Source organism: Candidatus Saccharimonadales bacterium (assembly GCA_035945435.1).
Lineage (GTDB): Bacteria > Patescibacteriota > Saccharimonadia > Saccharimonadales > DASZAF01 > DASZAF01.
The window spans coordinates 21420-44294 of record DASZAF010000006.1 but is presented as its reverse complement, the minus strand read 5'-3'; the positions used below and the strand labels follow the sequence as shown (position 1 = coordinate 44294).

Here is a 22875-nt window from a genome sequence, read left to right as displayed (position 1 = left end):
ATTACTCCGTCAGGCGGCCGAGTTGAGAAGATGCCACTCGGTGGTCGCATCGCTCGCGTCAAGTCTGGTTCAGAACTTCGCACCGGCGACGTCATCGCCTCTGATGAAGACGACAGCAACGCTCTAGTCGCTCCATTCGATGGAGTCGTCGAGATCAGCAAGAAGCAAGCCGTCATGACGACTGGTGCTACCATACCGGTTAAGTACGACATTCCGGGCTTCAAGCAGCTAACTGTAGACGGTGGTGACCAAGTTGAGCCAGGTGACCGTCTTACTAGTGGTTCGCTTAACCTGCACGATCTGATGCGCCTGAAAGGCATTGAAGCGACCCAGCGCTACATCATCAATGAGATCCTTCGTATCTACGCCGCGCAGGGCCAGGACATCTCCGCCAAGCACTTGGAGATCATCGTGCGACAGATGTTCAGCCGAGTCCAGATCGAAGAACCAGGTGACAGCCTCTTCGTGACCAGCGACATTGTCTCCAAAGCAACCGTCATCGAAGCCAACCATGAACTGACCAAGAACAAGAAGACCCCGGCCGAATTCACCCAACTACTGCTTGGTATCACCAAGGTGGCGACCTGGTCTGACTCATTCTTGGCTGCCGCCTCCTTCCAGGACACCACCAGAGTGTTGATCAACGCCGCCACCAGTGGACGCACCGACAGGCTTTACGGCCTCAAGGAAAACGTCATCATTGGGCGCAAGATCCCGGTCGGAACAGGTGGACGACCCTTTGACGAAAGATGAATTATCTGATTAAATAGGAACCCAAGATGCCAACCATCAGTCAACTAATACGCAAGCCACGAAAGACAGCCCTACGCAAGAGCAAGACTCGTGCTTTGGGGACGATTCATAACGCCCTCAAGAACCGCTATATCCAGCAACCTGCACCGCTTAAGCGTGGCGTCTGCATTAAGGTCACCACTAAGACCCCTCGCAAGCCAAACTCGGCTCTTCGTAAAGTGGCTCGTGTCCGACTGACCAACGGCCAGGAAGTCTGGGCTTACATCCCTGGCGAAGGTCACAACCTGCAGGAGCATGCCGTTGTCCTCGTTCGTGGTGGTCGAGTACCAGATCTTCCGGGTGTCCGTTACCACATCGTCCGCGGTAACCTTGATCTTCAGGGTGTTAATAACCGCAAGCAAGGCCGATCTAAGTACGGTACCAAGAAAGAGAGCAAGTAATGCCACGCAAGAAGACCAAATCACTCCAGCGCAAGATTATGCCTGATCGCAAGTACGACAGCGTTCTTGTGCAGCGACTGATCAACAAGAGCACCCGCGATGGCAAGAAGCTTTCGGCCGAGCGGCAAGTCTACACTGCACTTGAAATCGCCGCTAAGAAGCTTAAGAGCGAAGATCCGCTCGTAATCTTTGAGAAGGCTATCAAGAACGTCTATCCCCAGATGGAAGTCCGCAGCCGACGCGTCGGTGGTGCCAACTACCAGATTCCGTATCCTGTCTCAGGTCAGCGCCAGCAACACCTCGCCTTTATGTGGTTCGTCAACGCTGCGCGTGACCGCAAAGGGATGCCGTACGCCGATCGCCTAGCTGCTGAAATCGTCGATGCCCACAACCAGAACGGTGCCGCTTTCAAGCGGAAAGAAGATACTCACCGTATGGCCGAGGCTAACCGTGCGTTCGCACATTTCGCCCGAGGATAAGCTTTATGATGCATCCATCAATTGAAAGCCTCGCTGATAATGAGTCGCTGGCTCTTACTGGGGAGCCAGGTGCCAACAGCTGGACAATCCAGGCCTACGCCGAAGTTGGTGGTGCGGGTATCAATATGACAGGAACGATCAGTCACATAGGTGGCGACAGGCCCGGTACAAGAATCCGAGGCAATCTAGAATTTGCAGGACATGGTGAACGCGAAATCGAAACGAGTTTTCACCCGCCACTCGTAGGTGAAGATGCGAGGCTCCTAGCTGTTCGCGGTATCTTCTATTCACACGCTGCGAGCCTTCAAACAGAAAACGTAGCACAACCAGCATAAACAATATTAAAGAGGTAATAGGATGGCAGACAAGAAGTATCCGCTAGATAAGATTCGCAACATTGGCATTATTGCTCATATTGATGCCGGTAAGACGACGACGACAGAAGGCATCCTGTACCGAACTGGGCGAGTCCACAAGATCGGTGAAGTCCACCAGGGCGAAGCAACCATGGACTGGATGGAGCAGGAGCGCGAGCGTGGTATTACCATTACTTCGGCCGCGACAACCTGTTTCTGGACGCCTGACGAGGGTAACTTCAAGGGGCAAGAGCATCGTATCAACATCATCGATACCCCAGGCCACATCGACTTTACGGTCGAGGTGGAGCGTTCGCTTCGTGTCCTGGATGGTGCGGTCACCATTTTTGACGGTAAGATGGGCGTTGAATCGCAGTCCGAGACTGTCTGGCGTCAAGCCGATAAGTATGGCGTCCCTCGCATCTGTTTTATTAACAAGATCAACCAGACCGGTGGTGACTTCAAGAAGAGCCTTGAGTCTATCCATCAGCGCTTGAGTAAACGCGCCTATCCGATCCACCTACCAATCGGTTTTGAACAGAGCATCCGCGGCATTGTCGATCTGATCGATATGAAGGCATATACCTACAAGGACTACACCGACAAAGAGCTTACCGTTGAGGAGATCCCCGAGGACATGAAGGACGAGGTTGAACGATGGCGTTCAATGCTCATCGAAGCAGCTATTGAGGCTGACGACACCCTTTTCGAGAAGTATCTTGATACCGGCGAGATCACCGAGGAAGAACTTCGCATTGCCGTTCGTAAGTCGGTACTCTCGGGTGACTTCTTCGCAGTTTCCGGCGGCGACGGACGCGGTGTCATCGTTGAGAAACTACTCGACGCTGTCGTGGACTTCTTGCCGTCGCCTCTAGATAAAGGCGCCGTTTGGGGAACTCACCCAAAGACAGGTGATGAGATCGAGCGTAAGCCAAGTGACAGCGAACCATTTGCTTCACTGGCCTTTAAGATTGCGACTGACCCATTCGTTGGTAAGTTGGCCTTCTTTAGGGTCTATTCAGGTCGCTTGACGGCTGGAAGCTACGTCTTTAACAGCTCGACCGGAGAAAAAGAGCGTGTCGGTCGCATCGTCCGGATGCATGCAAATCATCGTGAGGACGTCACTGAAGTGACCGCCGGAGATATCGCCGCCATCGTCGGACTTAAGGGCACCACTACCGGTAATACCCTCTGCGACCAGAACAACCCGATTATTCTTGAAAGCATTACCTTCCCTGAACCTCCCGTCTCGATTGCAATCGAGCCGAAGACCAAGGCCGACCAAGAGAAGATGTCGCTGGCCCTTCAGCGACTAGCCGAAGAAGACCCGACCTTCCGCATCCATGTCGACCACGAAACCGGCCAGACTATCATCTCCGGTATGGGCGAGCTTCATCTTGAGATCATCGTCGACCGAATGAAGCGCGAATTCAAGGTTGAAGCCGACATCGGCCAGCCTCAGGTAGCTTACCGCGAGGCAATCAAGAAGCAAGTTGAAGTTCAAGGGAAGTACATCAAACAGACTGGTGGCCGTGGCCAGTACGGTGATGTCTGGCTCAAGCTTGAGCCCAATGAGCGCGGTAAAGGCTTTGAGTTCTTTGACCAGATCAAAGGTGGTGTCGTCCCTCAGGAATACCGCACCCCAGTTAAGAACGGTGTCATTGAGACCCTCGATGGGGGAGTTATCGCCGGTTATCCCGTCGTTGACGTTAAAGTCACCCTCTACGACGGTAGCTACCACGAAGTTGACTCATCAGAACTAGCCTTTAAGATGGCGGGGGCTCTGGCTACTCGAGATGGAGTCAAGAAGGCTGACCCAGTACTACTCGAGCCTATTATGAAGGTTGAAGTCGTCACTCCTGAGGACTTCCTTGGTGACGTAATCGGCGACCTCAACTCCAAACGCGGTCGTATTGAAAGCATGGAAGAGCGACCAACTTCTCGGGTCATCACAGCTTTTGTACCTCTCGGTGAGATGTTCGGCTACACAACGAGCCTCCGCAGCATGACCCAGGGTAGAGCCAGCTCGACAATGGAGCTTGCTCACTACGAAGAAGTGCCCGGCAACGTAGCCGAGGCCATCATCGCAAAGAGCAAAAGCTAAGTGACAGAAATTTGCTTTACAGATAGGGGTGGAGAACGTATAATAGGCGCATATACAGCGTGGGGTGTACTATTTCACGCCAATTGTTTAACGAAATTACAATAAATTAAGGAGATCTACCCTCTATGGCAGATACATTCAACCGAACAAAGCCTCACGTAAACGTGGGTACTATGGGACACGTTGACCATGGCAAGACGACTCTAACTGCAGCCATTACGACAGTGCTTGCCAAGAAAATCCCAAGCCCGATCAACAAGCCAAAGAGCTATGCCGAGATTGACAAGGCACCTGAAGAGCGCACTCGTGGTATCACCATTGCTACCGATCACTCTGAGTACGAGAGCGAGAAGCGCCACTACGCACACGTTGATATGCCAGGTCACGCCGACTACGTCAAGAACATGATTACCGGCGCTGCCCAAATCGACGGTGCTATCCTCGTCGTCTCAGCTGCTGACGGTCCTATGCCTCAGACTCGCGAGCACGTTCTGCTTGCCAAGCAGGTCGGTGTGCCTCGAATCGTCGTCTTTCTCAACAAGATGGATATGGCTGACCCAGAGCTGGTCGAACTTATCGAGCTTGACGTCCGTGAGCTACTTAACAAGTATGACTTTGACGGCGACAACGCTCCAATAGTCAAGGGTTCAGCCCTTAAGGCACTCGAGGGTGACGCGGCCGCTGAAGACTCCATCATGGAACTCGTCAAGGCTATGGACGAATACATCGAAGAGCCGAAGCGCGAGCTCGACAAGCCGTTCCTGATGCCAATCGAGGACGTCTTCTCAATTAAGGGTCGTGGTACGGTTGCCACTGGCCGTATCGAGCAAGGTATCGTCAAGGTTAACGAAGAGGTTGAGATCGTCGGTCTGCACGCCACTCAGAAGAGTGTTGTAACTGGTGTTGAGATGTTCAAGAAGCAGCTCGACCAAGGCCAGGCTGGCGATAACGTCGGTATTCTTCTTCGCGGTATTGAAAGGGACCAGATCGAGCGCGGTCAGGTTCTGGCCAAGCCAGGCTCAATCACCCCACACACAGAGTTCGACGCAGAAGTCTATATCCTTACTAAGGAAGAAGGTGGACGCCACACTCCATTCTTCAAGGGCTACAAGCCTCAGTTCTACTTCCGGACTACGGACGTGACTGGCGAGGTTGAGCTCCCAGCAGACAAAGAGATGGTTATGCCAGGTGATACGATCACTTTCAAGGTTAAACTGCTCGCTCCAATCGCTATGGATGATGGTCTCCGCTTCGCTATCCGCGAAGGTGGCCGAACCGTAGGTGCGGGTGTCGTCACCAAGATTACAAAATAGGATGAGGACAAAGGTTTAGGACATGGTAGCCACAACACCGACAGCTAAGCAACGTATCCGTATCAGCCTGAAAGCCTACGATCAGAAAGTGATCGATCAGGCCTCCCGGCAGATCGTTGAGACCGTGCTTCGAACAGGCGCTACGGTTGCCGGTCCTATCCCGCTTCCTACCAAGAGGAGCAGCTACACAGTCGTAAAGAGCCCGCACGTCTATAAGAAGGGCGGCGAAGCCTTTGAGATTCGTGTTCACAAGCGTCTCATCGATGTGACCGAGCCGACTCCTAAGACGATCGAGTCTCTACAGAATCTCTCACTGCCAGCCGGCTGCGACGCAGAAATACGAATGTAGACAGATTGTCACACTCATGTGACAATCACTTCATGACATCTTACTACGTACCCGTCGAACTCAATCTGACTGAGCAAGCAGAGTTTGATAGACTTACGGGTGAGCAAGAGAAAGGACTGGTCCATCGGACGGTCCTTTCTTCGTGTGAGATCGCTCTCGCAAATCGGGCAGTCTTGGAGGCAGTGGCACGGATCGATAGACGCCTCGAGGACCAAGGGCCAGTCATGCGTGAGGTTGCTTTGCCATTGCTCGGCTCAATGGCAAGAACAAGAGCCCAACTTATACTGGCGCATGGCATTGAAGGTCAGCTCTGCCAGTGGGTAAACCGTATCCATCGCTACCCACGCCACGTTGCGTATGACCTGGCTGATGCGTTAGCAAGCTTAGCATACTACCTAACACCTGCCCTGCGAGATGCAAGCTCTATGCCAGATATCCTCCGTACCGAATCAGTCACGCACACCGTTATACCGTTGAGTCGGGCAATAGAAAGCCTAGCCGCACAATCCGGTTTGGATCCGACCCCGCTTCACCAAGAACATTTACGTGAAGTCCTCGAAGCATACCGACAACCGCCGATAGCAGACCCCTACAGTAGAGCATAGGAAACTTTTTCTGCTACAATAGCCGTAAGAGTTATGCCAGAACGCAAAAGTAAAACAAACGAACGAGACAGCGCTTTCTTTTTAAAGCTGATACTTTACGTCTTAGCTGCCTCATTCTGGCTTAAGTTCACCAATCCATTGCAGATTGGCGCTATCAGTATTAGTGCTATTCCTGTCGGTTTCTTCATTGGGCTTCTTTTTGCCATGCATGAGCATTTTCAGATTGACCGTAAGCTTGAGTATGCCATCTTGCTTATCATTGCCATCGTGACATTCTTCAATCCAGCAGGAATCGTCATCTGACAAGTAGCAGTACGGTCGATTACGAGCCAACCTCAGACTGTTGCTGTTGACGGTGCGTCAAGAAGAACATGGCTGACGGTGGAAGATCGGTTACATCCGTGCGTCGTCTCGAAGCCGGCCGTGAAGCAGCCTCCTCTTCAGCGGCAGCCCGAGCTCGTCGATCGGCGAGGTTACCCGCAGGTGCAAATCGAACCATACTGATTGCCTGAGCTCCAACTCCTATAAGAACTTCTACGGGACTGCCCAGATAACCTGGGCTATCATTCATAAGTCGCTCATAGGGGTTGAAAGTACCGTGCCAGTGAGGAGGTTCGGAGTGATGACGGCTCTGACCGGCGCGAGGATCAACGGGCACATGATAGCGATCTACAGCCAATATCCCTAATATAGGTGGCTTGTTTGCCAAAGCCCGATCTAGATCGACTATCGTAATCCGATCACCTGCTTGGAGTTGGTCACAGCTTGTAAGTAAGGTTGGTGGAACAACTTCTAAGGTGGGGGGTTGTGTCATGATCCACATACTATACACTCAATTAGCCAGGTTGCAAATTTGCGTTCTACGACGAGAAAATCTACAAACATAGCCAACATCAATGCTGTTGACATCAGAGAGTGCCATCTGTTATTATTGTCAGGAAGTTTTACATACAAGCTTAAAGACGCGTTGAACTTCTTGGTACATTTAGTAGGTCCTCCGCCCTGTAACAGAGAGGAAACCACGTGATACCAAGTTTTTTCATTCAATAAAGGGAACAAAAGGGACGGTAATGAAAGCGCTCATCGGCACTAAGATCGGCATGACTCAAATCCTCGCTGAGGATGGTGTTGTCGTACCTGTAACGCTGATCAAAGCTGGCCCATGTACTGTTACACAGCTCAAGACTGCCGAAAAGGATGGCTATGACGCCGTCCAACTCGGTTTTGGTGATGACAAGCACCTAGGTAAATCAGTGGCAGGTCATGTCAAGAACGCCAAGGTGAGCCCAAAGATTATTCGCGAATTCAGAGATCTCAAGCTCGACGAAGAGGATGCCAAAGTTGGCACCTCTTTTGATGTTACGGTCTTTGAAGTAGGCGACCAGGTCGACGTAACCGCTACTAGCAAGGGTAAGGGTTTCGCCGGTACCGTTAAGCGCCACAACTTCAACACCGGCCCTAAGTCACACGGATCAATGAACTACCGCAAGCCGGGTTCGATTGGCTCGATGTACCCACAGAAGATCTTCAAAGGCAAGAAGATGGCTGGTCAGATGGGCGGCGAGCAGGTAACTGTTAAAAACCTCAAAGTCGCTCTCGTCGACAGCGAACTCGGTGTAGTGGGACTCCGTGGCGCTGTTCCAGGCCCTCGTCTAGGTATTGTTATTCTGGGAGGCAAAGCGTAATGGCCACGTCAGCTACAGCTACGGCGCAGACAACGAAACTTCCCAAAGAAGTCTTCGGGGTTGAAGTTGCCAACTACGAACTCCTGAAGCTTGCTTATGAAGCGTATCTAGCAAACGGCCGAACTAATCTTGCCAAGACACTCCGCAGAGGAGAGGTTTCCGGAGGCGGACGCAAACCACACCGTCAGAAAGGCACCGGACGGGCCCGTGTCGGTTCCAGCCGTACGCCACTTTGGCGCCATGGTGGTGTCATCTTCGGCCCACTTGGTAATGAAAACTACCGCAAAGAACTCTCAACCAGTGCCAAACGAACTGCTCTTAGGCAGGCACTTTCACTCTCTGCTAAGGAAGGACGTATAGTCGTCATCGACGAGCTCAAGACCACCGGCAAGACCAAGGAGATGGTTGCTCACCTAACTAAGCACGGTGCCGACCGGACAGTCCTGCTAGTCGTTCCAGATAAAACTGCTGAGTTGATCCGCTCAAGCCGCAACCTACAGGATGTCACTCTTGTCCATGCTCATTATCTGAACGTCTTTAACGTCCTCAATTCAGATAAGATCCTGATTACCAAGAAGGCCCTTGAGATGGTTAACGGCTGGTTAGGAGCTAAGGAGTAAGACCATGGAAGCAACACACATGACCCTTATCCCACACATTAGCGAGAAGAGCTACGCGACTTCACACCAGCGCACCTACGTCTTTGTCGTCCCTAAAAACGCCAACAAAGCAGCCATCGCCAAGGCTGTTGAGGCCCAATTCAAGGTTAAAGTCACAGACGTGCGTCCGCTTATCCAGAAGGGCAAGCCAGTCCGTTCAATGGTCCAGAACCGTACTCGTGTTCGCATCAACACCACGCGAGCCGATCGCAAAAAAGCCTACATCACCTTGGCCGAAGGGCACAAGATCGACATCTTCAACGACGGCACTGAAGAGAAGGAGAAGAAGTAATGGCTCTAACTAAGTACCGACCAACCACTGCAGGGCGGCGGGGTATGACCAGCCAGGACTTTGACGACGTTACCACCAAGACATCTGTTAAGTCGCTTCTTCGCGTTAAGAAATCACATGCCGGCCGCAACAATACTGGTAAGATTACCGTTCGCCATCGCAGTAATGGCAACAAAAAGTTCTACCGCGTTGTTAACTACCGGCTCGCTCCTGATACAACTGCCACCGTCGAGCACATTGAGTATGATCCAAACCGGTCTGCTCGCATTGCCCGTGTTAAAGATCAGGACGGCAAGTACCACTACCTGATTGCTCACAACTCCATCAAAGTTGGACAAGTTATCTCGTCAGGCAAGAACGTGGCCATTGAAGCCGGTAACCGTCTGCCGCTTAGCCGCATCCCTGCTGGCAGTTTCGTCCACAACGTCGAACTTCAGGCGGGTAAAGGGGGCCAGATCGCCCGTTCAGCCGGAACCAAGGTCCAACTGATGGCTCGTGAGAACGGGTATGCACTTCTACGTATGCCGAGCGGCGAAGTTCGTCGGGTCCGCGAAGAGTGCATGGCACACGTTGGTACTGTTGGTAATGAGGTCCACCAGAACATCAAGCTCGGTTCAGCTGGCCGTAAACGTCACATGGGCTGGCGTCCAACTGTTCATGGTAAGGCTATGAACCCGGCTGATCACCCTATGGGTGGTGGTGAAGGTAAGACCGGACCCGGTCGACACCCACGCACCCCATGGGGCAAACCAGCTATTGGTTACAAGACAAGGCGCCGCAAGACAACGACTAAGTACATCGTGCGCAGCCGCTCAGAAGGAAAGAGGAGATAGGTATATGAGCCGATCACTGAAAAAAGGACCATTCATAGATCCAAAGCTAGCCAAGAAAGTGGCGGCTCTTGGTGCTAATGATCGTACCGTCGTCAAGACGTGGGCGCGAGCTTCAACAATCTCACCCGAGATGGTTGGTCATACCTTCGCTATCCACAATGGCAAAGTCCATGTGCCGGTCTTTATCACTGAGAACATGGTCGGTCACAAACTCGGTGAGTTCTCGCCAACACGTAAATTCCGTAGGCACGGCGGGAAGGAAAAGTAGAGATGAGCCAGATAGTCGTCGCCACCGCTAAAGGAGTTCGCATAAGCCCTCGTAAAGTAGCCGAGGTTGCTGCTCTGATTCGAAAGCGAAGTGTCGCTGACGCCCTGGTTATTCTTGAGCACACTCCACGACGTGCCGCTAAACCACTTCATAAGGTTGTCTCCAGCGCCAAGGCAAATGCGGTCTATAACCACCGCCTTGCCGAAGGAAGTCTGCAGATTACCGGGATTGAGGTCAACGGTGGTTCGACGATGCGTCGCTTTAAACCAGTTGCTCATGGTGGTGCCCACCGTATCTTGAAGCGATCCAGTCATGTCAGGGTCACCTTGACCGGCGAAGAGAAACCAAAGAAGAAGACGGCAGCTCCTAAGGCTGGCGGCAAGAAAGAGGAAGAGGAGTAGGTCATGGGTCAAAAAGTAAACCCTATCAGCATGCGACTGCAGGTCACTAAGGACTGGCGTTCAAAGTGGTTCGCTGACAACCGACGGACTTTCGCCGACAACCTGACCCGCGACCTCCAGGTCCGCCGCTACATTGAAAAGCGCTTTGACACCCGTGCGACTATCGCCAAAGTAGACATTGAGCGCTCACCCAATCTTGTCACTATCACCATCTTCACTTCAAAAGCAGGTGTTGTCATCGGACGCGGTGGAGCTGGCGCCCAGCAGATACGTGCCGATATTGAGAAGATCATGGGGAAACCAGTCCGTGTCAATATTGAGGAGATCAAGAGACCCGAGCTAAATGCCAAACTGGTAGCCGAGAACATCGCTCACCAGCTCAAGCGCCGTATCAACTTCCGACGCGCCGTTAAGGCCACGGCCGCCTCAACCATGAACGCCGGCGCAAAGGGTATCCGCATCGAGGTTGCTGGCCGTTTGAACAACGCAGACATGTCCAGACGCGAGAAGGAGATCCAGGGCTCGGTCCCTCTTCACACCCTTAGAGCAGATATCGACTACGCGTACACCCCAGCCCTGATCACCGGCTATGGAGTTATTGGTGTCAAGGTGTGGATTTATAAAGGTGAACGGAACGACGGTTAGAGGAATAGATCATGTTACTACCAAAGAAGACTAAATTCAGAAAGGTGCGCAAAGGCAAGATCAAAGGTGTTGCCACTACTGGTGACTATATCGCCTTTGGTGAATATGGTTTGCAGAGCCAAGACGCTGAGCGCATCACCTCCCGCCAGATCGAATCCGCCCGACAGGCGATGACCCGCTACGTTAAACGTGGTGGCAAGATCTGGATCCGTATCTTCCCGCACACCCCAGTTACTCGCAAGCCGCAGGACGTCAAGATGGGTAGCGGTAAGGGTAACCCTGAGTACTTTGTTGCCAAGGTGAAACCCGGTACGGTCCTCTTTGAGATGGCCGGAGTCAGCGAGGAACAGGCCCGTGAGGCAATGCGCCTGGCTGCCCATAAGTTGCCCGTCCGCTGTAAGTTCATCGTCAGAGAAGGGGAGGCCATGCTATGAGCAAAGCCAAAGATCTGCGCACCAAGTCGGCCGATGAACTAGCAAAGACCGTGGGTACTCTGCGAAGTGACTTAGCAGAAGCTCGTCGCTCACACAAGATGGGTGAGCTGAAAAACTTTAGCAAACTACCACGGACTCGTAAGGAGATCGCCCGTATATTAACCGTGCAACGAGAAGTAAGCACTAAGGAGAACAAGTAATGGCACGTCGACTCGTTGGGATTGTAAGCTCAGACGTTCAAGACAAAACGATTGTCGTTACTGTTCGCCGCAGCAAGCAACACCCACTCTACCGCAAACAATACACTGTTTCGAAGAAGTTCCAGGCTCACGATGAAAAGAACCGAGCTCACTATGGTGACAAGGTTGAGATCGTCGAGACCCGTCCGATAAGCAAGACCAAGCACTTTAAGCTTGCTAAGGTCCTCGAAACCGGTAACGTACTCGAAAAATCATCCGAGGAGGGTGAGGAATGATCCAACAGGAATCCAGATTAAAAGTAGCTGACAACAGCGGCGCCAAGAGCCTGCTTTGCATTCGTGTGCTCGGTGGTACCCGACGTCGCTATGCTGGTGTTGGCGACATCATTGTCGCTTCTGTTAAGGATGCCCTACCAGCCAGCGGCATGAAGAAGAAAGTAGTCCGAGCTGTCGTAGTCAGAACGACACGGCAGATTAAGCGAAAAGATGGCTCAACCATTCGATTCGATGATAATGCCGCTGTCTTGATCGATGAGAATAAACTGCCGAAAGCAACCCGCATCTTCGGGCCAGTCCCACGTGAGCTACGCGAGAAGGGTTACATGAAGATTGTCTCGCTCGCACCGGAGGTACTCTAAGATGAACAAGCCTATCACTCTCAGAATCAAGAAGAACGATACGGTCATCGTTCGGATCGGCCGTGAAAAGGGTAAGACTGGCAAAGTCTTGAGAGTCTATCCACGAACTCAGATGGTTGAAGTCGAGGGCATTAACATCGTTACCAAGCATGTTAAACCGAATGCTACGACCAGCAGGGGTTCGATTGAAAAGATCATTAAGCCAGTGCCACTGAGCAAGGTGGCTATCGTCCATCCCTCTAAGCAGACCAGGGGCAGCCGAATTGCCTACGAGACGAAAGGCAAAGACAACAAGAAGGTTCGTGTCTATCGACAAGCAGACAACAAGGAGATCAAGTAATGGCTAAGGCAAGCACAGCATACGTTCCACGCTTGAAGGCTCTTTACAAAGAGTCACTAGCTGCCGATCTTCAAAAGAAGCTTGAGCTCGACAACATCCACCGAGTGCCCCGTCTCACGAAGATCGTTATTAACGTCGGTATCGGCAAACACAAGGACGACAAGCACTTCTACGAAGTAGTCGTAAATACCCTGCGCAAGATCACTGGCCAACAACCAATCGATCGGATGGCTAAGAAGTCTATTGCTACCTTTAAGATCCGGAAAGGCATGAACCGAATAGGCGTCAGTGTGACACTACGAGATGCCCAGATGTATGAGTTTATGGACCGCTTGATCAGTGTTGTCCTACCTCGAGTCCGCGACTTCCACGGGGTGCCAAATAAGTCATTCGACGCTTCAGGCAACTACAACCTAGGCCTTCCTGAACAATCCGTCTTCCCAGAGCTTAGCTTCGAAGACACCACCACTCCACACGGCTTACAGATCACGTTTACAATTCGTAGTAATTCACCCGCCAGTTCTAAGGCACTGCTCGAAGGCTTTGGGATGCCGTTCGAGAAAGAGGAGAAACACTGATGGCAAGAAAATCTAACATAGCTCGCGACTTAAAGCGCCGAAAGATGCATGAGCAGTATGCGGAACGCCGCCAAGCCTTAAAGGCGGCTGGCGACTTGGAAGGCCTTGCCCTCCTGCCACGCAACTCATCACCGACGCGTCTTAAGAACCGTGATGCGGAGACAGGTCGACCGCGAGCCTACATGAGACGTTTTGGGTTGAGCCGTATCTCGTTCAGAGAACATGCCAGCAAGGGTGAAATCCCAGGCGTTACTAAGGCTAGCTGGTAAGGAGTAGAACGATGACTATGCTTTCAACAGATCCAATCGCAGATATGTTCACGCGAATCCGCAACGCCATCAACGTCGGTAAGCGCGAAGTCACCCTCCCATACAGCCGCCTGAAAGAGCAGATTGCTCGCGAACTGGTTAAGGCAGGCTACCTTGAAGCTGTCGAGGTTATTGAAGCCAAGCCAGTTAACGATATGAAGATCACCATTGCCAAAGAAGGCAGAACAGCCACCATAACTTCGATCGAACGCCTCAGCAAGCCGGGTCGCCGGTACTATACCAAGGCCGACGACATCCCACGAGTTAAGAGCGGTCGTGGTGTGGTTATTCTATCAACCAGCCATGGCATCATGACTGGTCAGGAAGCTACCAAAGCGCGCCTCGGCGGTGAACTAATCTGTAAAGTATATTAGGAAAGTAAGAGGTAATTTAAGATGAGTCGAATCGGAAAGCTGCCAGTGGCCATCCCATCAGGCGTGGAAATCACGGTCGACCAGGGTATTATTACGGTCAAAGGACCAAAGGGCACACTGACCCAGCCAGTTCTTTCGGACGTAACAGTCACCATTGAAGGTGATAGCGTCGTTGTCAATCGCAAGTCGGATGAGAAGGTTGCTAAAAGCCAGCACGGCTTGATTCGCACCCTTATCGCCAACATGGTCGCTGGCGTAACAGACGGGTTCGAGAAGAAGCTGCGTCTTAGCGGTGTTGGCTACAGGGTCAGTGGTGGCGGTAACACTCTGAACTTCAGCCTAGGCTTCTCTCACCCTGTCACCTTTACCACTCCCGAGGGAGTTGAAGTAGCCGTCAACCAGAATACAATTACCGTTAAGGGTATCAGCAAGCAACTTGTTGGTCAGGTTGCCGCGGACATCCGAGCTCTACGCAAACCTGAACCGTATAAGGGCAAGGGTATCAAGTACTCGGGTGAAAAGATTATCCGTAAGGCCGGAAAGACAGGGACAAAGTAAGATGAATACGAACGCACACAAGTTATTTAACCGATTCTTGCGCAAGCGACGCATCCGTTCGCGCGTGATGGGTACTCCTGAACGCCCTCGTCTGACAGTAACTATCTCAAATCGCCAGATAAGTGCCCAAGTTATCGACGACACCAAGCACAAGACCCTCGCATCGAGCACCACCAACAAGAGTGCCGCAAAGGGCACCATGACGGAAAGGGCTACTTGGGTTGGAACTGATATCGGCAAGAAAGCCAAGAAGGCGGGCGTTAATAATGTGACATTCGACCGTAATGGCAAACAATATCACGGTCGGGTTGCCGCCCTTGCCGACGCCGCACGTAAAGAAGGACTGGAGTTTTAGCCATGGCTGACGAACAGCAATCACAACATCAGCGCCGTGGACGGCCAGGTCAAGGCGGACAGCCACAAGCCGAGAAGATCTTCGAAGAGTATGTGATCAACATTGATCGTGTTGCGCGCGTCTTCAACGGTGGCCGTCGCTTCCGTTTTAAGGCACTCGCTGCCGTCGGTGACAAGAAGAACCGTATCGGTATCGGAGTTGCCAAAGGCGCCGATGTCCAGAGTGCCGTTACCAAGGCAGTCGAGCGAGCCAAGAGAGATATGAAGACTATACCGATCTACAAGGGCACTATTCCCCACGAAGTTGAGGCCCGGGTCGGCGGAGCCCATATCCTTCTCAAACCAGCAGCACCAGGTACCGGTCTTATCGCAGGCGGTGTCGTCCGCTCGATAGTCGGACTAACGGGTATCAGCAACCTACTCAGTAAGTCGCTCGGTTCGACGAATAAGGTTAACTGCGCCTACGCCACTCTTAAGGCCCTTGAGATGTTGGTCCCGTATGATGAGTGGGTTACTACACGCAACTCGAAAGAGGTGAAGCCTGAGGCGAAAGCTACCCCTAAGAAGCCCGCCGCCAAGAAGACGGCGACCAAGGAGGCTTAAAGATGAAGATACATGAACTGCAAGTAGTCTCTACAAAAAACCGCAAGCGTGTCGGTCGCGGCATCTCAGCCGGTCAAGGTAAGACTGCTGGTCGTGGCACCAAAGGTCAGAAGGCGCGTACGGGTAAGAAACTTCGGGCCGGTTTTGAAGGCGGTCAGACTCCGTTTATGCAACGTATTCCGAAGAAGAAGGGCTTTAAGAGCATCCGAGTCCCAGCCCAAGTCGTCTACACCGAACAGCTCGGGTCACTCGGCGTCAGCACAATCGATAACGATGTACTGGCCGAAAAGGGTCTTATTGCCTCACCGTACCATCTCGTCAAGATCATCAAGAAAGGTGAGCTGAAGAAAGCCGTAAAGGTTAAAGTTCAAGCCGCGAGCGAAGGAGCTATCGAAGCCATTAAGACAGCCGGTGGTTCATTCGAGAAGGTTACCACCCCTGTAAAGAAGGCTACGGCCAAGTCGACAGAAGAGAAAAAGTAAGTTACACTCGCAACTAAAGTAAGGAGGGTGCGTGAACTGGCATAGCATTATCAGATCATTCAAGAGCCGAGACATGCAGAAGCGTCTAGTCCTGCTCTTGTTGCTGATAGTCGTCTACCGCTTCCTCTCTCATATCCCAATCCCACTCGCCAGCCACACTCAGCTGAAGACTCTTCTAAACTCAGTCATTAATGGCAATAACGGCAGCGGGCAGTTACTTGGCTTCATCAATCTACTGTCCGGCGGTGCACTAACCAGTTTCTCGATCATGTTAGTTGGGTTGGCGCCGTTCATTAACGCTTCCATTATCATCCAGCTGCTGACTAAGGCAATCCCGAGGCTCGACGAGCTCAACAAAGAAGGGGAGACAGGTCGACAGAAACTCCAGCAGTGGACTCGTATAATTACCTTCCCCCTAGCCGTATTACAGTCGATCGGCTTTCTCTTTATTCTTCGTCAATCGACGCTGCAATCTAACTTAGGTATCGACATCACAGCCCATACCACAACATTGCAGTGGGTTCTGATGATCGGGGCAATGACGACTGGCGCCATGATTCTTATGTGGCTTGGTGAGCTGATCACCGAACAAGGGCTTGGTAACGGTATCTCACTTGTTATCTTCGCGGGTATCGTCTCCCAGCTGCCAAACACCGCCAGTATCTTAGCCAGTGCGCTCTTCCCGAAAGGCAGCCACTTAAGCGTCTTTGGTTGGTTTACAATGCCGGTGAGTGCTAAAGGGCTGGGTCTAGCGGCCGGTCTAACACTGCTGACGCTGATCAGCATCTACTGCGTTGTCAAACTCAATGAAGCTCAGCGCATTATCCGGGTTAGCTACGCCAAGCGTATCCAAGGCAACCAGACCTATAGTGGTGTTGAAGGTATTCTGCCCGTCAAGCTCATCACCGCCGGTGTTATCCCGGTCATCTTTGCCGTCTCGTTCTTAGCCCTGCCAAGCTTCGTGGGACAACTGCTGACCACCGCAAAGAGTCACTATCTCGATCACATCGGCACAACGCTGGTGAGCTGGTTCCAGACACCATCTGACCAATCCCTGGCTACAGGTGGTCACCAAGCGTATCTCTATCCGTTGATGTATTTCCTCCTGGTTGTCATCTTCACCTACTTCTATACCAATATCGCCTTCAGTTCAAAAGACGCCGCAGAGAACCTCCAGAAGCAGAACGGCTTTATCGCCAATATCCGGCCTGGTAAGCAGACCGAGAAGTATCTCTCGAAAACCGTCAACAGATTGATGCTATTCGGTTCGCTCTCACTGGGTCTTATCGCAGTTCTGCCATTTATCACCGAGTTTATTCTCGTCCGCTACTTCCAGATTGCCGCTAACAGGCAGATCGCACTTGGTGGTACGGGTCTGCTAATCGTCGTCGCCGTCACCCTTGAAACGATTCGCCTGATTCACTCCAGGGCCCTCATGGTAGCCTACGACGAAGGCTACTAGACAATCATTTTTCGACAGTTTAAACTAGATGTAACGCCCTATGTGAGTGTTTGGTTAATTTACTTTACAAACAGATTAAAAACGACTATAATACCTCACGTAGTTTATGACCAATACTAAAGAGGTTATCAAGCTTGAAGGAGTGGTGGTAGAGTCGTTACCAAACACCACCTTTAAGGTTGAGCTCGAAAATGGTCATATCATCCTGGCAGTTATCGCAGGAAGAATGCGAAAACACTACATCAAAATTCTGCCAGGCGATCGCGTTGTAGTTGAGTTGAGTCCATACGATCTCGAAAAGGGCAGAATCACCTACCGCAAAGGTTAAATAATCCAACGTAACAAGAGAGGAGAGCGCCATGAAGGTTCGTGCAAGCGCAAAAAAAATTTGTGCCAGCTGCCAAGTCGTAAGACGAAGCAATAGCCGCGGTGAGGCGAAGCTTTACATTATCTGTAAGCGCAACCCTCGTCACAAACAACGTCAAGGATAACGATTAGCAAATGGCACGTGTCGCAGGTGTTACCATCCCAACTGAGAAACAAGTTCAGATCTCACTGACCTATATCTACGGTATTGGGCCAGCATACGCTCGTCGTATTCTAGAGACTACTAAAGTCGACCCGACAGTACGAGTCAAGGACCTCAGTGAGAGCGAACTGACTCGTATTCGTGATGAGATTACCGCAAACTACACTGTTGAGGGTGAACTCAAGCGAGTTGTTACTGCTAATATCAAACGCCTCAAGGACATCAATGCCTACCGAGGCCTCCGACACAAGAACAGCCTCCCATCACGTGGTCAGCGTACCAGGACGAATGCTCGCACTCGTCGCGGTAAGAAGATCACGGTTGGTGGCACTAAGAAGAAAGTAGCCTCAAAGACGTAAACAGGTTAGATCATGGCTGAAGAAGAAGTTACCAACACCACAACCACGACCGAAGAGACGACTGCTACTGCGACCACAGCTACAGCTGCACCAGCACCGGCTACTGCTCCAGCTGCCCGGAAGAAGAAAGCCAAGCGTTCTGTCCCATCTGGTCAGGTCCACATTCAGGCCAGCTTCAACAATACCATCGTCGTCTTTACCGACAAGAATGGCAATGTCCTGACAACTGCCAGCGCCGGTGGCTGTGGCTTTAGAGGCTCCAAAAAAGGTACCGCCTACGCTGCGCAGGTAGCTAGCGACAAGGCCGCTCAAGCCGCTAAGCAGAACTTCGGCATGTCAATCGTTGACGTCTTCGTTAAGGGTATAGGCCTCGGACGCGACGCTGCTATCCGTAGCCTCAACAACTCTGGCATCCAAGTCGAGAGCATCCGAGATATAACTGGCGTGGCCCACGGTGGTTGCCGACCACCGAAACAGAGGAGAGTCTAATCATGGCCCGTGACCGTAAACCCATCGTCAAGCAGAGCCGTCGCGAAGGTTACGCTCTTCATCCGAAAGCTCACAAGATCATGCTTAAGAAGCCGAATATCCCTGGTGAGCACGGCCGTTCACGCCAACCAAAGCAGAGCCTCTATGCTCAACAGCTCCGTGAGAAGCAGAAAGTTCGCCGTATCTACGGTCTCCTCGAGAGGCAGTTCGCTAAATTGATGAACGAGGCCAGCCGAACGAAGGGCCAGTCAGGCCAAGTCTTGCTCCAGTTCCTCGAACAGCGTCTCGATAACGCCGTCTTCCGCGCAGGTTTTGCGACCAGCCGCCGAGGCTCCCGCCAGTTAGTCTCGCATGGTCACTTTATGCTGAATGACCGTCGCGTCGATATTCCATCTATACGTGTCAAAGTTGGTGACGTTATCACTGTCCGCGAGAAGAGTAGGTCAAATACTTACTTCAGCGAGGTCAGCAAGACGCTCAGCGACAACCAACAGAGCCTCAGTTGGCTCAAGTGCGAACCCAAGAAGATGACTATTACGATCACCGGTGTCCCAACAAGGGAAGAAGCCGAGCAAAACATTAACGAACAACTCATCGTTGAGTACTACTCACGTTAAGGTAATGAGGAGATAATCGCTGTGTCAAAAACAATTCATAACCCAACCCTCGCGCAGATTGACGAACATTCAGCCACCAGCGCTACGTTTGTCATAGAGCCGCTCCACACAGGTTATGGTATGACGCTGGGCAACAGCTTACGCCGTGTCTTACTCTCAAGCGTAGCCGGCGCTGCCATTACTGCCTTCAAGATCGATGGTATTACTCACGAATTTACGGCCATCAAGGGCGTCAAGGAAGACGGTGTTGATATCATGCTCAACCTCAAGCAAGTCCGCTTCCGTGTCTTCAGCGAAGAGCCTCAGATTCTCCGCCTCATCAAGAAGGGCGCCGGTCCTGTTACCGCCGGTGACATCAAGACCAACGCTGATGTTGAGATCGTTAACCCCAAGCTTTACATCGCCACTATCGACGATCCGAAGACCGAGCTGGTCATGGATCTGGTTGTCGAGACTGGTCGCGGCTATCGCACTGTCGAGGAGTCAACCGCTCTTCGCCCAACCAGCGATATGATCGCAATCGACGCTCTCTTCAGCCCAATTCAGCGTGTTCGCTACAAAGTTGAGGATACCCGTGTCGGCCAAGCCACCAACCTCAATAAGCTCTTCCTGACTATCGATACTGACGGTTCAATCACTCCAAAGGACGCCTTTGAAGAGGCGGCCGCCATTCTGGTTAACCAATACACCGCACTAGCCGGCCAGACTCGCGTCGACGCCGCTCAGCCGTTGACAGTCGCTTCTGAAGACGATGAGGATAACAACAAGCTTCTGACCCCGATCGAAGACCTAAACCTCTCAGCCCGTACCACCAACGCCTTGCTCAACAACGAGATCCGCACTATCAAGGACCTAGTTACTTTGAGCGACGAGGAACTGCGTGAGCTAAAGGGCTTTGGTAGCAAGGCTCTTGATGAGGTCAAAGAGAAGCTAGCGGAGATGGAGCTTTAAAAAATGCCTGCCCACGGAAGCCAAGGACGACACCTTCACCGAGATCGCGACCAGCGTCGTGCTCTTCTGAAAGGTTTGGCCACGGCTCTTATCGAGCACGGTTCTATTGAGACCACCTTGCCAAAGGCAAAAGAGCTCCGTCCATATGTTGAGAAGCTCGTCACCAAGGCCAAGGTCGGTGATCTACACAACCGTCGTCAGATCATCAGCAAAGTCACAACCATTCAGGCAGCCCACAAGCTCGTGGATGAGATTGCCCCGCAGCTAAAGAATCGCTCGAGTGGTTACCTACGGATCAAGAAGACGACTGAGCGGGTTGGCGACAACGCCCAGCTGGCCCGGATCTCATTTGTCGATGACCTAGCGGTCAAAGAAGCTCCTAAGGCTGTCAAAGCAGGGGAGAAGAAGTAATGGTGCAGCGAACCTACAGTCAGAAAGCAGCTGATGTCGATCGAAAGTGGTACGTGATTGATGCCTCGGAAGATACTCTCGGTCGTATTGCCAGCCTAGCTGCTGACTATTTAAACGGTAAGGGCAAGCCAACCTACACCCCTCATATAGATGGTGGTGACTACGTCATCGTCGTGAATGCCTCGAAGTTGAAAGTCACCGGTAATAAGCTCGCCAATAAGATGTACTATAGCTACAGCGGTTATCCGGGTGGCCTCTCAGAGCGAACACTCCAAGAGGTTATGGACAAGAACCCGGCTGAAGCTATCACTCACGCTGTGGCGGGTATGTTACCGAAGAACAAGCTGCGCCCAGGACGTCTTGCCAGGCTCAGAGTCTACGCGGGCGAAGAGCATGACCACCAGGCCCAACAGCCCGTAACGATTGGAGCAAAGAATGGCTAAGAATGACTACTTTTACGGTTTAGGAAGGCGCAAAGAAGCTACCGCTCAAGCTCGCCTGCGTACAGGCAAAGGAGCCATCACGGTTAACGACAAGCCCGCTAACGCCTACTTTGCTGATAACGAGAAGCTTATCCAAGAGCTTTTCGAGCCACTCAAACTGATCGGTAAGGAGAGTGCGTACGATATCAGCCTCCACGTTAAAGGTGGTGGTGTTTCGGGCCAGGTTGATGCTAGCAAGTTAGCCATCTCCAAGGCGCTCTCAGCAATGAACGAAGAACTTCGCTCAACACTTAAGAAAGCTCGCCTGCTCAAGCGTGACTCACGCGAGAAAGAACGCAAAAAATATGGGCTCAAGAGCGCTCGTCGCCGCGAACAGTTCTCCAAGCGTTAATCCTAAGAGAGCTCCTCAGGCAAAAGACCACCCAAACTTGCGGTGGTCTTTTGTATTTACGTGCCTAAATAGAATAACAAGACACCACGAAGTTGTGTTAATGTCTACAATTGAAATAAAAGTACTACAAGGCGAAGAATTGTGCTAGAATAAGAAGCATGAGAGAGTGCCATAAAAATGACGTTTGAAGTATTCAAAGCCATCGGTACAAGAAGTAGGGCTTTCATCTCAGTTACAGAGAACAAATCCTTCGGCCTGCCGCGTGCATTTATAGATAAATATGGTATCACTAAAGACCACAAGGCAGTTATTCTTTACGACAAGGGAGTGAATAAAGTTGGTTTGCACTTCAGTGCTAACGCTCCAAAGTTTGGTCTTGCGGTCCGGATACCTAACGAAAAGCATGGCGGGCTGATCGTAGCACGTAGCTTTTTTGATGTGAACTCACTTGACGCTGCCAAGTACGCTGGCCGCTATGCTGACTTCGAGGTCGTTAAATTATCTGAGATTGGCATCAACAAGGAAGGTGATGGTGACGCATTTGTCATCACCTTAAAAGAAAAAGTTGTTCCAACCGAAGAGCCCGGCGATAACGATCCTGATACCGTTGATGCAGACGACTTTATTGATTTAAGCAAAATACCATTTTAAGTAACGAAAGGGGGAGAAATGTGAAATATGTCAATATGAAGAAATGACCCGCGCAAACGAGTCATTTCGGAAGCAATAAATTTGCCGGTAAGCAAAGTTTAGTGCTTTTATATTATATCAAAATCACGTTAACGCTGTAAAGCATAAAAGGAAACTTCTACTATGGTAATTCGTATTGTTTGCATCAACAAGGACAACGGCAATCACGCAAATCCGCATGAGGGTATAACAAGGTTCGGGTGGGTCTATAACGGTCCGAACGGACCATCCACTGGCTATTATAGCCGTACTGAAATGGTAGCCTATCTCGAAAGGAACAATCAGGCCTATGTTAGCAATCACGGCAAGACGGTGTATTGCTTTGTCAACGTAAGCCGTGAGGGCAATAAGTTTGTCCAGACAAGAGCTGACAGCGACTGGTCAGACAACCTGCTCGCATTGGGTGAGTGTTAGTAACTCAGTAGATGGACATAAAGACCACCGGCTTTCGGTGGTCTTTATCCTTATAGCGTATATAATAGT

41 protein-coding genes are annotated in these 22875 nt (G+C 51.5%); 40 read left to right on the top strand and 1 reads right to left on the bottom strand.

What is annotated here, in order from left to right; translation table 11 throughout:
* The 9 genes from VGS28_00925 to VGS28_00885 all read left to right on the top strand — a co-directional run.
* A partial coding sequence (locus VGS28_00925; protein ID HEV2412349.1) for a hypothetical protein occupies positions 1 to 753 on the top strand: 753 nt, incomplete at its 5' end.
* A 26-nt stretch (positions 754 to 779) separates the two neighbouring features.
* The gene (gene rpsL / locus VGS28_00920; GenBank protein HEV2412348.1) at positions 780 to 1193 is read left to right on the top strand and encodes a 30S ribosomal protein S12; all 414 of its coding nucleotides are present in this window, start codon (positions 780 to 782) and stop codon (positions 1191 to 1193) included.
* Positions 1193 to 1672 (top strand): 30S ribosomal protein S7, encoded by a 480-nt coding sequence (rpsG, locus tag VGS28_00915; GenBank protein ID HEV2412347.1) that lies wholly within the window; start codon positions 1193 to 1195, stop codon positions 1670 to 1672. The genes rpsL and rpsG overlap by 1 nt, the downstream gene beginning before the upstream one ends.
* A gap of 5 nt (positions 1673 to 1677) precedes the next feature.
* Complete coding sequence (locus tag VGS28_00910) at positions 1678 to 2007, top strand: hypothetical protein (protein ID HEV2412346.1); 330 nt, start codon at positions 1678 to 1680, stop codon at positions 2005 to 2007.
* Between the two features lie 22 nt (positions 2008 to 2029).
* A complete protein-coding gene (gene fusA, locus VGS28_00905) occupies positions 2030 to 4132 on the top strand; it encodes an elongation factor G (protein HEV2412345.1) in 2103 nt (700 codons plus the stop codon).
* A 125-nt stretch (positions 4133 to 4257) separates the two neighbouring features.
* Entirely contained in the window at positions 4258 to 5445 is a 1188-nt protein-coding gene (gene tuf, locus VGS28_00900) for an elongation factor Tu (protein HEV2412344.1), read from the top strand.
* A gap of 22 nt (positions 5446 to 5467) precedes the next feature.
* On the top strand, positions 5468 to 5794 hold the full coding sequence (gene rpsJ / locus VGS28_00895; GenBank protein HEV2412343.1) for a 30S ribosomal protein S10: 327 nt from the start codon (positions 5468 to 5470) through the stop codon (positions 5792 to 5794).
* A gap of 32 nt (positions 5795 to 5826) precedes the next feature.
* Positions 5827 to 6399, top strand: coding sequence for a hypothetical protein (locus tag VGS28_00890; GenBank protein HEV2412342.1), 573 nt, complete (start codon positions 5827 to 5829; stop codon positions 6397 to 6399).
* Between the two features lie 33 nt (positions 6400 to 6432).
* A complete protein-coding gene (locus VGS28_00885; protein ID HEV2412341.1) occupies positions 6433 to 6702 on the top strand; it encodes a hypothetical protein in 270 nt (89 codons plus the stop codon).
* A 19-nt stretch (positions 6703 to 6721) separates the two neighbouring features.
* On the opposite strand, the gene VGS28_00880 is transcribed toward VGS28_00885, so the two are convergent.
* The gene (locus VGS28_00880) at positions 6722 to 7213 is read right to left on the bottom strand and encodes a hypothetical protein (GenBank protein ID HEV2412340.1); all 492 of its coding nucleotides are present in this window, start codon (positions 7211 to 7213) and stop codon (positions 6722 to 6724) included.
* 256 nt (positions 7214 to 7469) lie between these two features.
* On the opposite strand from VGS28_00880, the gene rplC reads away from it, so the two are divergent.
* The 31 genes from rplC to VGS28_00725 all read left to right on the top strand — a co-directional run bounded on the left by rplC (position 7470) and on the right by VGS28_00725 (position 22806).
* A complete protein-coding gene (gene rplC, locus VGS28_00875; protein HEV2412339.1) occupies positions 7470 to 8084 on the top strand; it encodes a 50S ribosomal protein L3 in 615 nt (204 codons plus the stop codon).
* Positions 8084 to 8704, top strand: a complete 621-nt coding sequence (gene rplD / locus VGS28_00870) for a 50S ribosomal protein L4 (protein ID HEV2412338.1) — start codon at positions 8084 to 8086, stop codon at positions 8702 to 8704. The genes rplC and rplD overlap by 1 nt, the downstream gene beginning before the upstream one ends.
* A gap of 4 nt (positions 8705 to 8708) precedes the next feature.
* A complete protein-coding gene (gene rplW / locus VGS28_00865) occupies positions 8709 to 9035 on the top strand; it encodes a 50S ribosomal protein L23 (protein ID HEV2412337.1) in 327 nt (108 codons plus the stop codon).
* Complete coding sequence (gene rplB, locus VGS28_00860; GenBank protein ID HEV2412336.1) at positions 9035 to 9868, top strand: 50S ribosomal protein L2; 834 nt, start codon at positions 9035 to 9037, stop codon at positions 9866 to 9868. The genes rplW and rplB overlap by 1 nt, the downstream gene beginning before the upstream one ends.
* Positions 9869 to 9872: 4 nt before the next feature.
* Positions 9873 to 10136 carry a 30S ribosomal protein S19 gene (gene rpsS / locus VGS28_00855; GenBank protein ID HEV2412335.1) on the top strand — a complete coding sequence of 88 codons (264 nt, stop codon included), beginning with the start codon at positions 9873 to 9875 and terminating at the stop codon, positions 10134 to 10136.
* Positions 10137 to 10138: 2 nt separating this feature from the next.
* A complete protein-coding gene (gene rplV, locus VGS28_00850; GenBank protein HEV2412334.1) occupies positions 10139 to 10537 on the top strand; it encodes a 50S ribosomal protein L22 in 399 nt (132 codons plus the stop codon).
* A 3-nt stretch (positions 10538 to 10540) separates the two neighbouring features.
* On the top strand, positions 10541 to 11182 hold the full coding sequence (gene rpsC / locus VGS28_00845) for a 30S ribosomal protein S3 (GenBank protein ID HEV2412333.1): 642 nt from the start codon (positions 10541 to 10543) through the stop codon (positions 11180 to 11182).
* Positions 11183 to 11193: 11 nt separating this feature from the next.
* The gene (gene rplP, locus VGS28_00840; GenBank protein ID HEV2412332.1) at positions 11194 to 11616 is read left to right on the top strand and encodes a 50S ribosomal protein L16; all 423 of its coding nucleotides are present in this window, start codon (positions 11194 to 11196) and stop codon (positions 11614 to 11616) included.
* Positions 11613 to 11816, top strand: coding sequence for a 50S ribosomal protein L29 (rpmC, locus tag VGS28_00835; GenBank protein HEV2412331.1), 204 nt, complete (start codon positions 11613 to 11615; stop codon positions 11814 to 11816). The genes rplP and rpmC overlap by 4 nt, the downstream gene beginning before the upstream one ends.
* On the top strand, positions 11816 to 12091 hold the full coding sequence (rpsQ, locus tag VGS28_00830; GenBank protein ID HEV2412330.1) for a 30S ribosomal protein S17: 276 nt from the start codon (positions 11816 to 11818) through the stop codon (positions 12089 to 12091). Before rpmC ends, rpsQ begins: the two co-directional genes overlap by 1 nt.
* Positions 12088 to 12453 (top strand): 50S ribosomal protein L14, encoded by a 366-nt coding sequence (gene rplN / locus VGS28_00825; GenBank protein HEV2412329.1) that lies wholly within the window; start codon positions 12088 to 12090, stop codon positions 12451 to 12453. The genes rpsQ and rplN overlap by 4 nt, the downstream gene beginning before the upstream one ends.
* Position 12454: 1 nt before the next feature.
* Positions 12455 to 12793: a 50S ribosomal protein L24 gene (gene rplX, locus VGS28_00820; GenBank protein HEV2412328.1), complete on the top strand. Its 339-nt coding sequence runs from the start codon at positions 12455 to 12457 to the stop codon at positions 12791 to 12793.
* Positions 12793 to 13371 carry a 50S ribosomal protein L5 gene (gene rplE, locus VGS28_00815; GenBank protein HEV2412327.1) on the top strand — a complete coding sequence of 193 codons (579 nt, stop codon included), beginning with the start codon at positions 12793 to 12795 and terminating at the stop codon, positions 13369 to 13371. The genes rplX and rplE overlap by 1 nt, the downstream gene beginning before the upstream one ends.
* A complete protein-coding gene (gene rpsN / locus VGS28_00810; protein HEV2412326.1) occupies positions 13371 to 13640 on the top strand; it encodes a 30S ribosomal protein S14 in 270 nt (89 codons plus the stop codon). Before rplE ends, rpsN begins: the two co-directional genes overlap by 1 nt.
* A 17-nt stretch (positions 13641 to 13657) precedes the next feature.
* A complete protein-coding gene (gene rpsH / locus VGS28_00805; protein HEV2412325.1) occupies positions 13658 to 14053 on the top strand; it encodes a 30S ribosomal protein S8 in 396 nt (131 codons plus the stop codon).
* Between the two features lie 21 nt (positions 14054 to 14074).
* Positions 14075 to 14611, top strand: a complete 537-nt coding sequence (rplF, locus tag VGS28_00800; protein HEV2412324.1) for a 50S ribosomal protein L6 — start codon at positions 14075 to 14077, stop codon at positions 14609 to 14611.
* 1 nt (position 14612) lies between these two features.
* Positions 14613 to 14966 carry a 50S ribosomal protein L18 gene (rplR, locus tag VGS28_00795; protein HEV2412323.1) on the top strand — a complete coding sequence of 118 codons (354 nt, stop codon included), beginning with the start codon at positions 14613 to 14615 and terminating at the stop codon, positions 14964 to 14966.
* A gap of 2 nt (positions 14967 to 14968) precedes the next feature.
* Positions 14969 to 15568: a 30S ribosomal protein S5 gene (gene rpsE / locus VGS28_00790; protein ID HEV2412322.1), complete on the top strand. Its 600-nt coding sequence runs from the start codon at positions 14969 to 14971 to the stop codon at positions 15566 to 15568.
* Positions 15569 to 15570: 2 nt separating this feature from the next.
* Positions 15571 to 16050: a 50S ribosomal protein L15 gene (gene rplO / locus VGS28_00785; GenBank protein ID HEV2412321.1), complete on the top strand. Its 480-nt coding sequence runs from the start codon at positions 15571 to 15573 to the stop codon at positions 16048 to 16050.
* A gap of 31 nt (positions 16051 to 16081) precedes the next feature.
* Positions 16082 to 17512 carry a preprotein translocase subunit SecY gene (gene secY / locus VGS28_00780; protein ID HEV2412320.1) on the top strand — a complete coding sequence of 477 codons (1431 nt, stop codon included), beginning with the start codon at positions 16082 to 16084 and terminating at the stop codon, positions 17510 to 17512.
* A gap of 106 nt (positions 17513 to 17618) precedes the next feature.
* A complete protein-coding gene (gene infA, locus VGS28_00775; GenBank protein ID HEV2412319.1) occupies positions 17619 to 17840 on the top strand; it encodes a translation initiation factor IF-1 in 222 nt (73 codons plus the stop codon).
* Between the two features lie 31 nt (positions 17841 to 17871).
* A complete protein-coding gene (rpmJ, locus tag VGS28_00770) occupies positions 17872 to 18003 on the top strand; it encodes a 50S ribosomal protein L36 (protein HEV2412318.1) in 132 nt (43 codons plus the stop codon).
* Between the two features lie 10 nt (positions 18004 to 18013).
* Positions 18014 to 18400, top strand: a complete 387-nt coding sequence (gene rpsM, locus VGS28_00765; GenBank protein HEV2412317.1) for a 30S ribosomal protein S13 — start codon at positions 18014 to 18016, stop codon at positions 18398 to 18400.
* A gap of 12 nt (positions 18401 to 18412) precedes the next feature.
* Positions 18413 to 18889 carry a 30S ribosomal protein S11 gene (rpsK, locus tag VGS28_00760; GenBank protein ID HEV2412316.1) on the top strand — a complete coding sequence of 159 codons (477 nt, stop codon included), beginning with the start codon at positions 18413 to 18415 and terminating at the stop codon, positions 18887 to 18889.
* Positions 18890 to 18891: 2 nt separating this feature from the next.
* Positions 18892 to 19506 (top strand): 30S ribosomal protein S4, encoded by a 615-nt coding sequence (gene rpsD / locus VGS28_00755; GenBank protein HEV2412315.1) that lies wholly within the window; start codon positions 18892 to 18894, stop codon positions 19504 to 19506.
* 21 nt (positions 19507 to 19527) lie between these two features.
* Positions 19528 to 20457 (top strand): DNA-directed RNA polymerase subunit alpha, encoded by a 930-nt coding sequence (locus tag VGS28_00750; protein ID HEV2412314.1) that lies wholly within the window; start codon positions 19528 to 19530, stop codon positions 20455 to 20457.
* 3 nt (positions 20458 to 20460) lie between these two features.
* Positions 20461 to 20868, top strand: a complete 408-nt coding sequence (gene rplQ, locus VGS28_00745) for a 50S ribosomal protein L17 (protein HEV2412313.1) — start codon at positions 20461 to 20463, stop codon at positions 20866 to 20868.
* A 2-nt stretch (positions 20869 to 20870) separates the two neighbouring features.
* Positions 20871 to 21311, top strand: a complete 441-nt coding sequence (gene rplM / locus VGS28_00740) for a 50S ribosomal protein L13 (protein ID HEV2412312.1) — start codon at positions 20871 to 20873, stop codon at positions 21309 to 21311.
* Complete coding sequence (gene rpsI / locus VGS28_00735; GenBank protein HEV2412311.1) at positions 21304 to 21702, top strand: 30S ribosomal protein S9; 399 nt, start codon at positions 21304 to 21306, stop codon at positions 21700 to 21702. The genes rplM and rpsI overlap by 8 nt, the downstream gene beginning before the upstream one ends.
* 177 nt (positions 21703 to 21879) lie before the next feature.
* Entirely contained in the window at positions 21880 to 22353 is a 474-nt protein-coding gene (locus tag VGS28_00730) for a hypothetical protein (protein ID HEV2412310.1), read from the top strand.
* A 162-nt stretch (positions 22354 to 22515) separates the two neighbouring features.
* Positions 22516 to 22806, top strand: coding sequence for a DUF3892 domain-containing protein (locus tag VGS28_00725; GenBank protein HEV2412309.1), 291 nt, complete (start codon positions 22516 to 22518; stop codon positions 22804 to 22806).
* The last annotated feature ends 69 nt before the right edge of the window (positions 22807 to 22875 follow it).

Coding starts and splice junctions, on each gene's coding strand:
- rpsL (HEV2412348.1), top strand. CDS start 780: ATGCCAACCATCAGTCAACTAATACGCAAGCCACGAAAGACAGCCCTA.
- rpsG (HEV2412347.1), top strand. CDS start 1,193: ATGCCACGCAAGAAGACCAAATCACTCCAGCGCAAGATTATGCCTGAT.
- VGS28_00910 (HEV2412346.1), top strand. CDS start 1,678: ATGATGCATCCATCAATTGAAAGCCTCGCTGATAATGAGTCGCTGGCT.
- fusA (HEV2412345.1), top strand. CDS start 2,030: ATGGCAGACAAGAAGTATCCGCTAGATAAGATTCGCAACATTGGCATT.
- tuf (HEV2412344.1), top strand. CDS start 4,258: ATGGCAGATACATTCAACCGAACAAAGCCTCACGTAAACGTGGGTACT.
- rpsJ (HEV2412343.1), top strand. CDS start 5,468: ATGGTAGCCACAACACCGACAGCTAAGCAACGTATCCGTATCAGCCTG.
- VGS28_00890 (HEV2412342.1), top strand. CDS start 5,827: ATGACATCTTACTACGTACCCGTCGAACTCAATCTGACTGAGCAAGCA.
- VGS28_00885 (HEV2412341.1), top strand. CDS start 6,433: ATGCCAGAACGCAAAAGTAAAACAAACGAACGAGACAGCGCTTTCTTT.
- VGS28_00880 (HEV2412340.1), bottom strand. CDS start 7,213: ATGACACAACCCCCCACCTTAGAAGTTGTTCCACCAACCTTACTTACA.
- rplC (HEV2412339.1), top strand. CDS start 7,470: ATGAAAGCGCTCATCGGCACTAAGATCGGCATGACTCAAATCCTCGCT.
- rplD (HEV2412338.1), top strand. CDS start 8,084: ATGGCCACGTCAGCTACAGCTACGGCGCAGACAACGAAACTTCCCAAA.
- rplW (HEV2412337.1), top strand. CDS start 8,709: ATGGAAGCAACACACATGACCCTTATCCCACACATTAGCGAGAAGAGC.
- rplB (HEV2412336.1), top strand. CDS start 9,035: ATGGCTCTAACTAAGTACCGACCAACCACTGCAGGGCGGCGGGGTATG.
- rpsS (HEV2412335.1), top strand. CDS start 9,873: ATGAGCCGATCACTGAAAAAAGGACCATTCATAGATCCAAAGCTAGCC.
- rplV (HEV2412334.1), top strand. CDS start 10,139: ATGAGCCAGATAGTCGTCGCCACCGCTAAAGGAGTTCGCATAAGCCCT.
- rpsC (HEV2412333.1), top strand. CDS start 10,541: ATGGGTCAAAAAGTAAACCCTATCAGCATGCGACTGCAGGTCACTAAG.
- rplP (HEV2412332.1), top strand. CDS start 11,194: ATGTTACTACCAAAGAAGACTAAATTCAGAAAGGTGCGCAAAGGCAAG.
- rpmC (HEV2412331.1), top strand. CDS start 11,613: ATGAGCAAAGCCAAAGATCTGCGCACCAAGTCGGCCGATGAACTAGCA.
- rpsQ (HEV2412330.1), top strand. CDS start 11,816: ATGGCACGTCGACTCGTTGGGATTGTAAGCTCAGACGTTCAAGACAAA.
- rplN (HEV2412329.1), top strand. CDS start 12,088: ATGATCCAACAGGAATCCAGATTAAAAGTAGCTGACAACAGCGGCGCC.
- rplX (HEV2412328.1), top strand. CDS start 12,455: ATGAACAAGCCTATCACTCTCAGAATCAAGAAGAACGATACGGTCATC.
- rplE (HEV2412327.1), top strand. CDS start 12,793: ATGGCTAAGGCAAGCACAGCATACGTTCCACGCTTGAAGGCTCTTTAC.
- rpsN (HEV2412326.1), top strand. CDS start 13,371: ATGGCAAGAAAATCTAACATAGCTCGCGACTTAAAGCGCCGAAAGATG.
- rpsH (HEV2412325.1), top strand. CDS start 13,658: ATGCTTTCAACAGATCCAATCGCAGATATGTTCACGCGAATCCGCAAC.
- rplF (HEV2412324.1), top strand. CDS start 14,075: ATGAGTCGAATCGGAAAGCTGCCAGTGGCCATCCCATCAGGCGTGGAA.
- rplR (HEV2412323.1), top strand. CDS start 14,613: ATGAATACGAACGCACACAAGTTATTTAACCGATTCTTGCGCAAGCGA.
- rpsE (HEV2412322.1), top strand. CDS start 14,969: ATGGCTGACGAACAGCAATCACAACATCAGCGCCGTGGACGGCCAGGT.
- rplO (HEV2412321.1), top strand. CDS start 15,571: ATGAAGATACATGAACTGCAAGTAGTCTCTACAAAAAACCGCAAGCGT.
- infA (HEV2412319.1), top strand. CDS start 17,619: ATGACCAATACTAAAGAGGTTATCAAGCTTGAAGGAGTGGTGGTAGAG.
- rpmJ (HEV2412318.1), top strand. CDS start 17,872: ATGAAGGTTCGTGCAAGCGCAAAAAAAATTTGTGCCAGCTGCCAAGTC.
- rpsM (HEV2412317.1), top strand. CDS start 18,014: ATGGCACGTGTCGCAGGTGTTACCATCCCAACTGAGAAACAAGTTCAG.
- rpsK (HEV2412316.1), top strand. CDS start 18,413: ATGGCTGAAGAAGAAGTTACCAACACCACAACCACGACCGAAGAGACG.
- rpsD (HEV2412315.1), top strand. CDS start 18,892: ATGGCCCGTGACCGTAAACCCATCGTCAAGCAGAGCCGTCGCGAAGGT.
- rplQ (HEV2412313.1), top strand. CDS start 20,461: ATGCCTGCCCACGGAAGCCAAGGACGACACCTTCACCGAGATCGCGAC.
- rpsI (HEV2412311.1), top strand. CDS start 21,304: ATGGCTAAGAATGACTACTTTTACGGTTTAGGAAGGCGCAAAGAAGCT.
- VGS28_00730 (HEV2412310.1), top strand. CDS start 21,880: ATGACGTTTGAAGTATTCAAAGCCATCGGTACAAGAAGTAGGGCTTTC.
- VGS28_00725 (HEV2412309.1), top strand. CDS start 22,516: ATGGTAATTCGTATTGTTTGCATCAACAAGGACAACGGCAATCACGCA.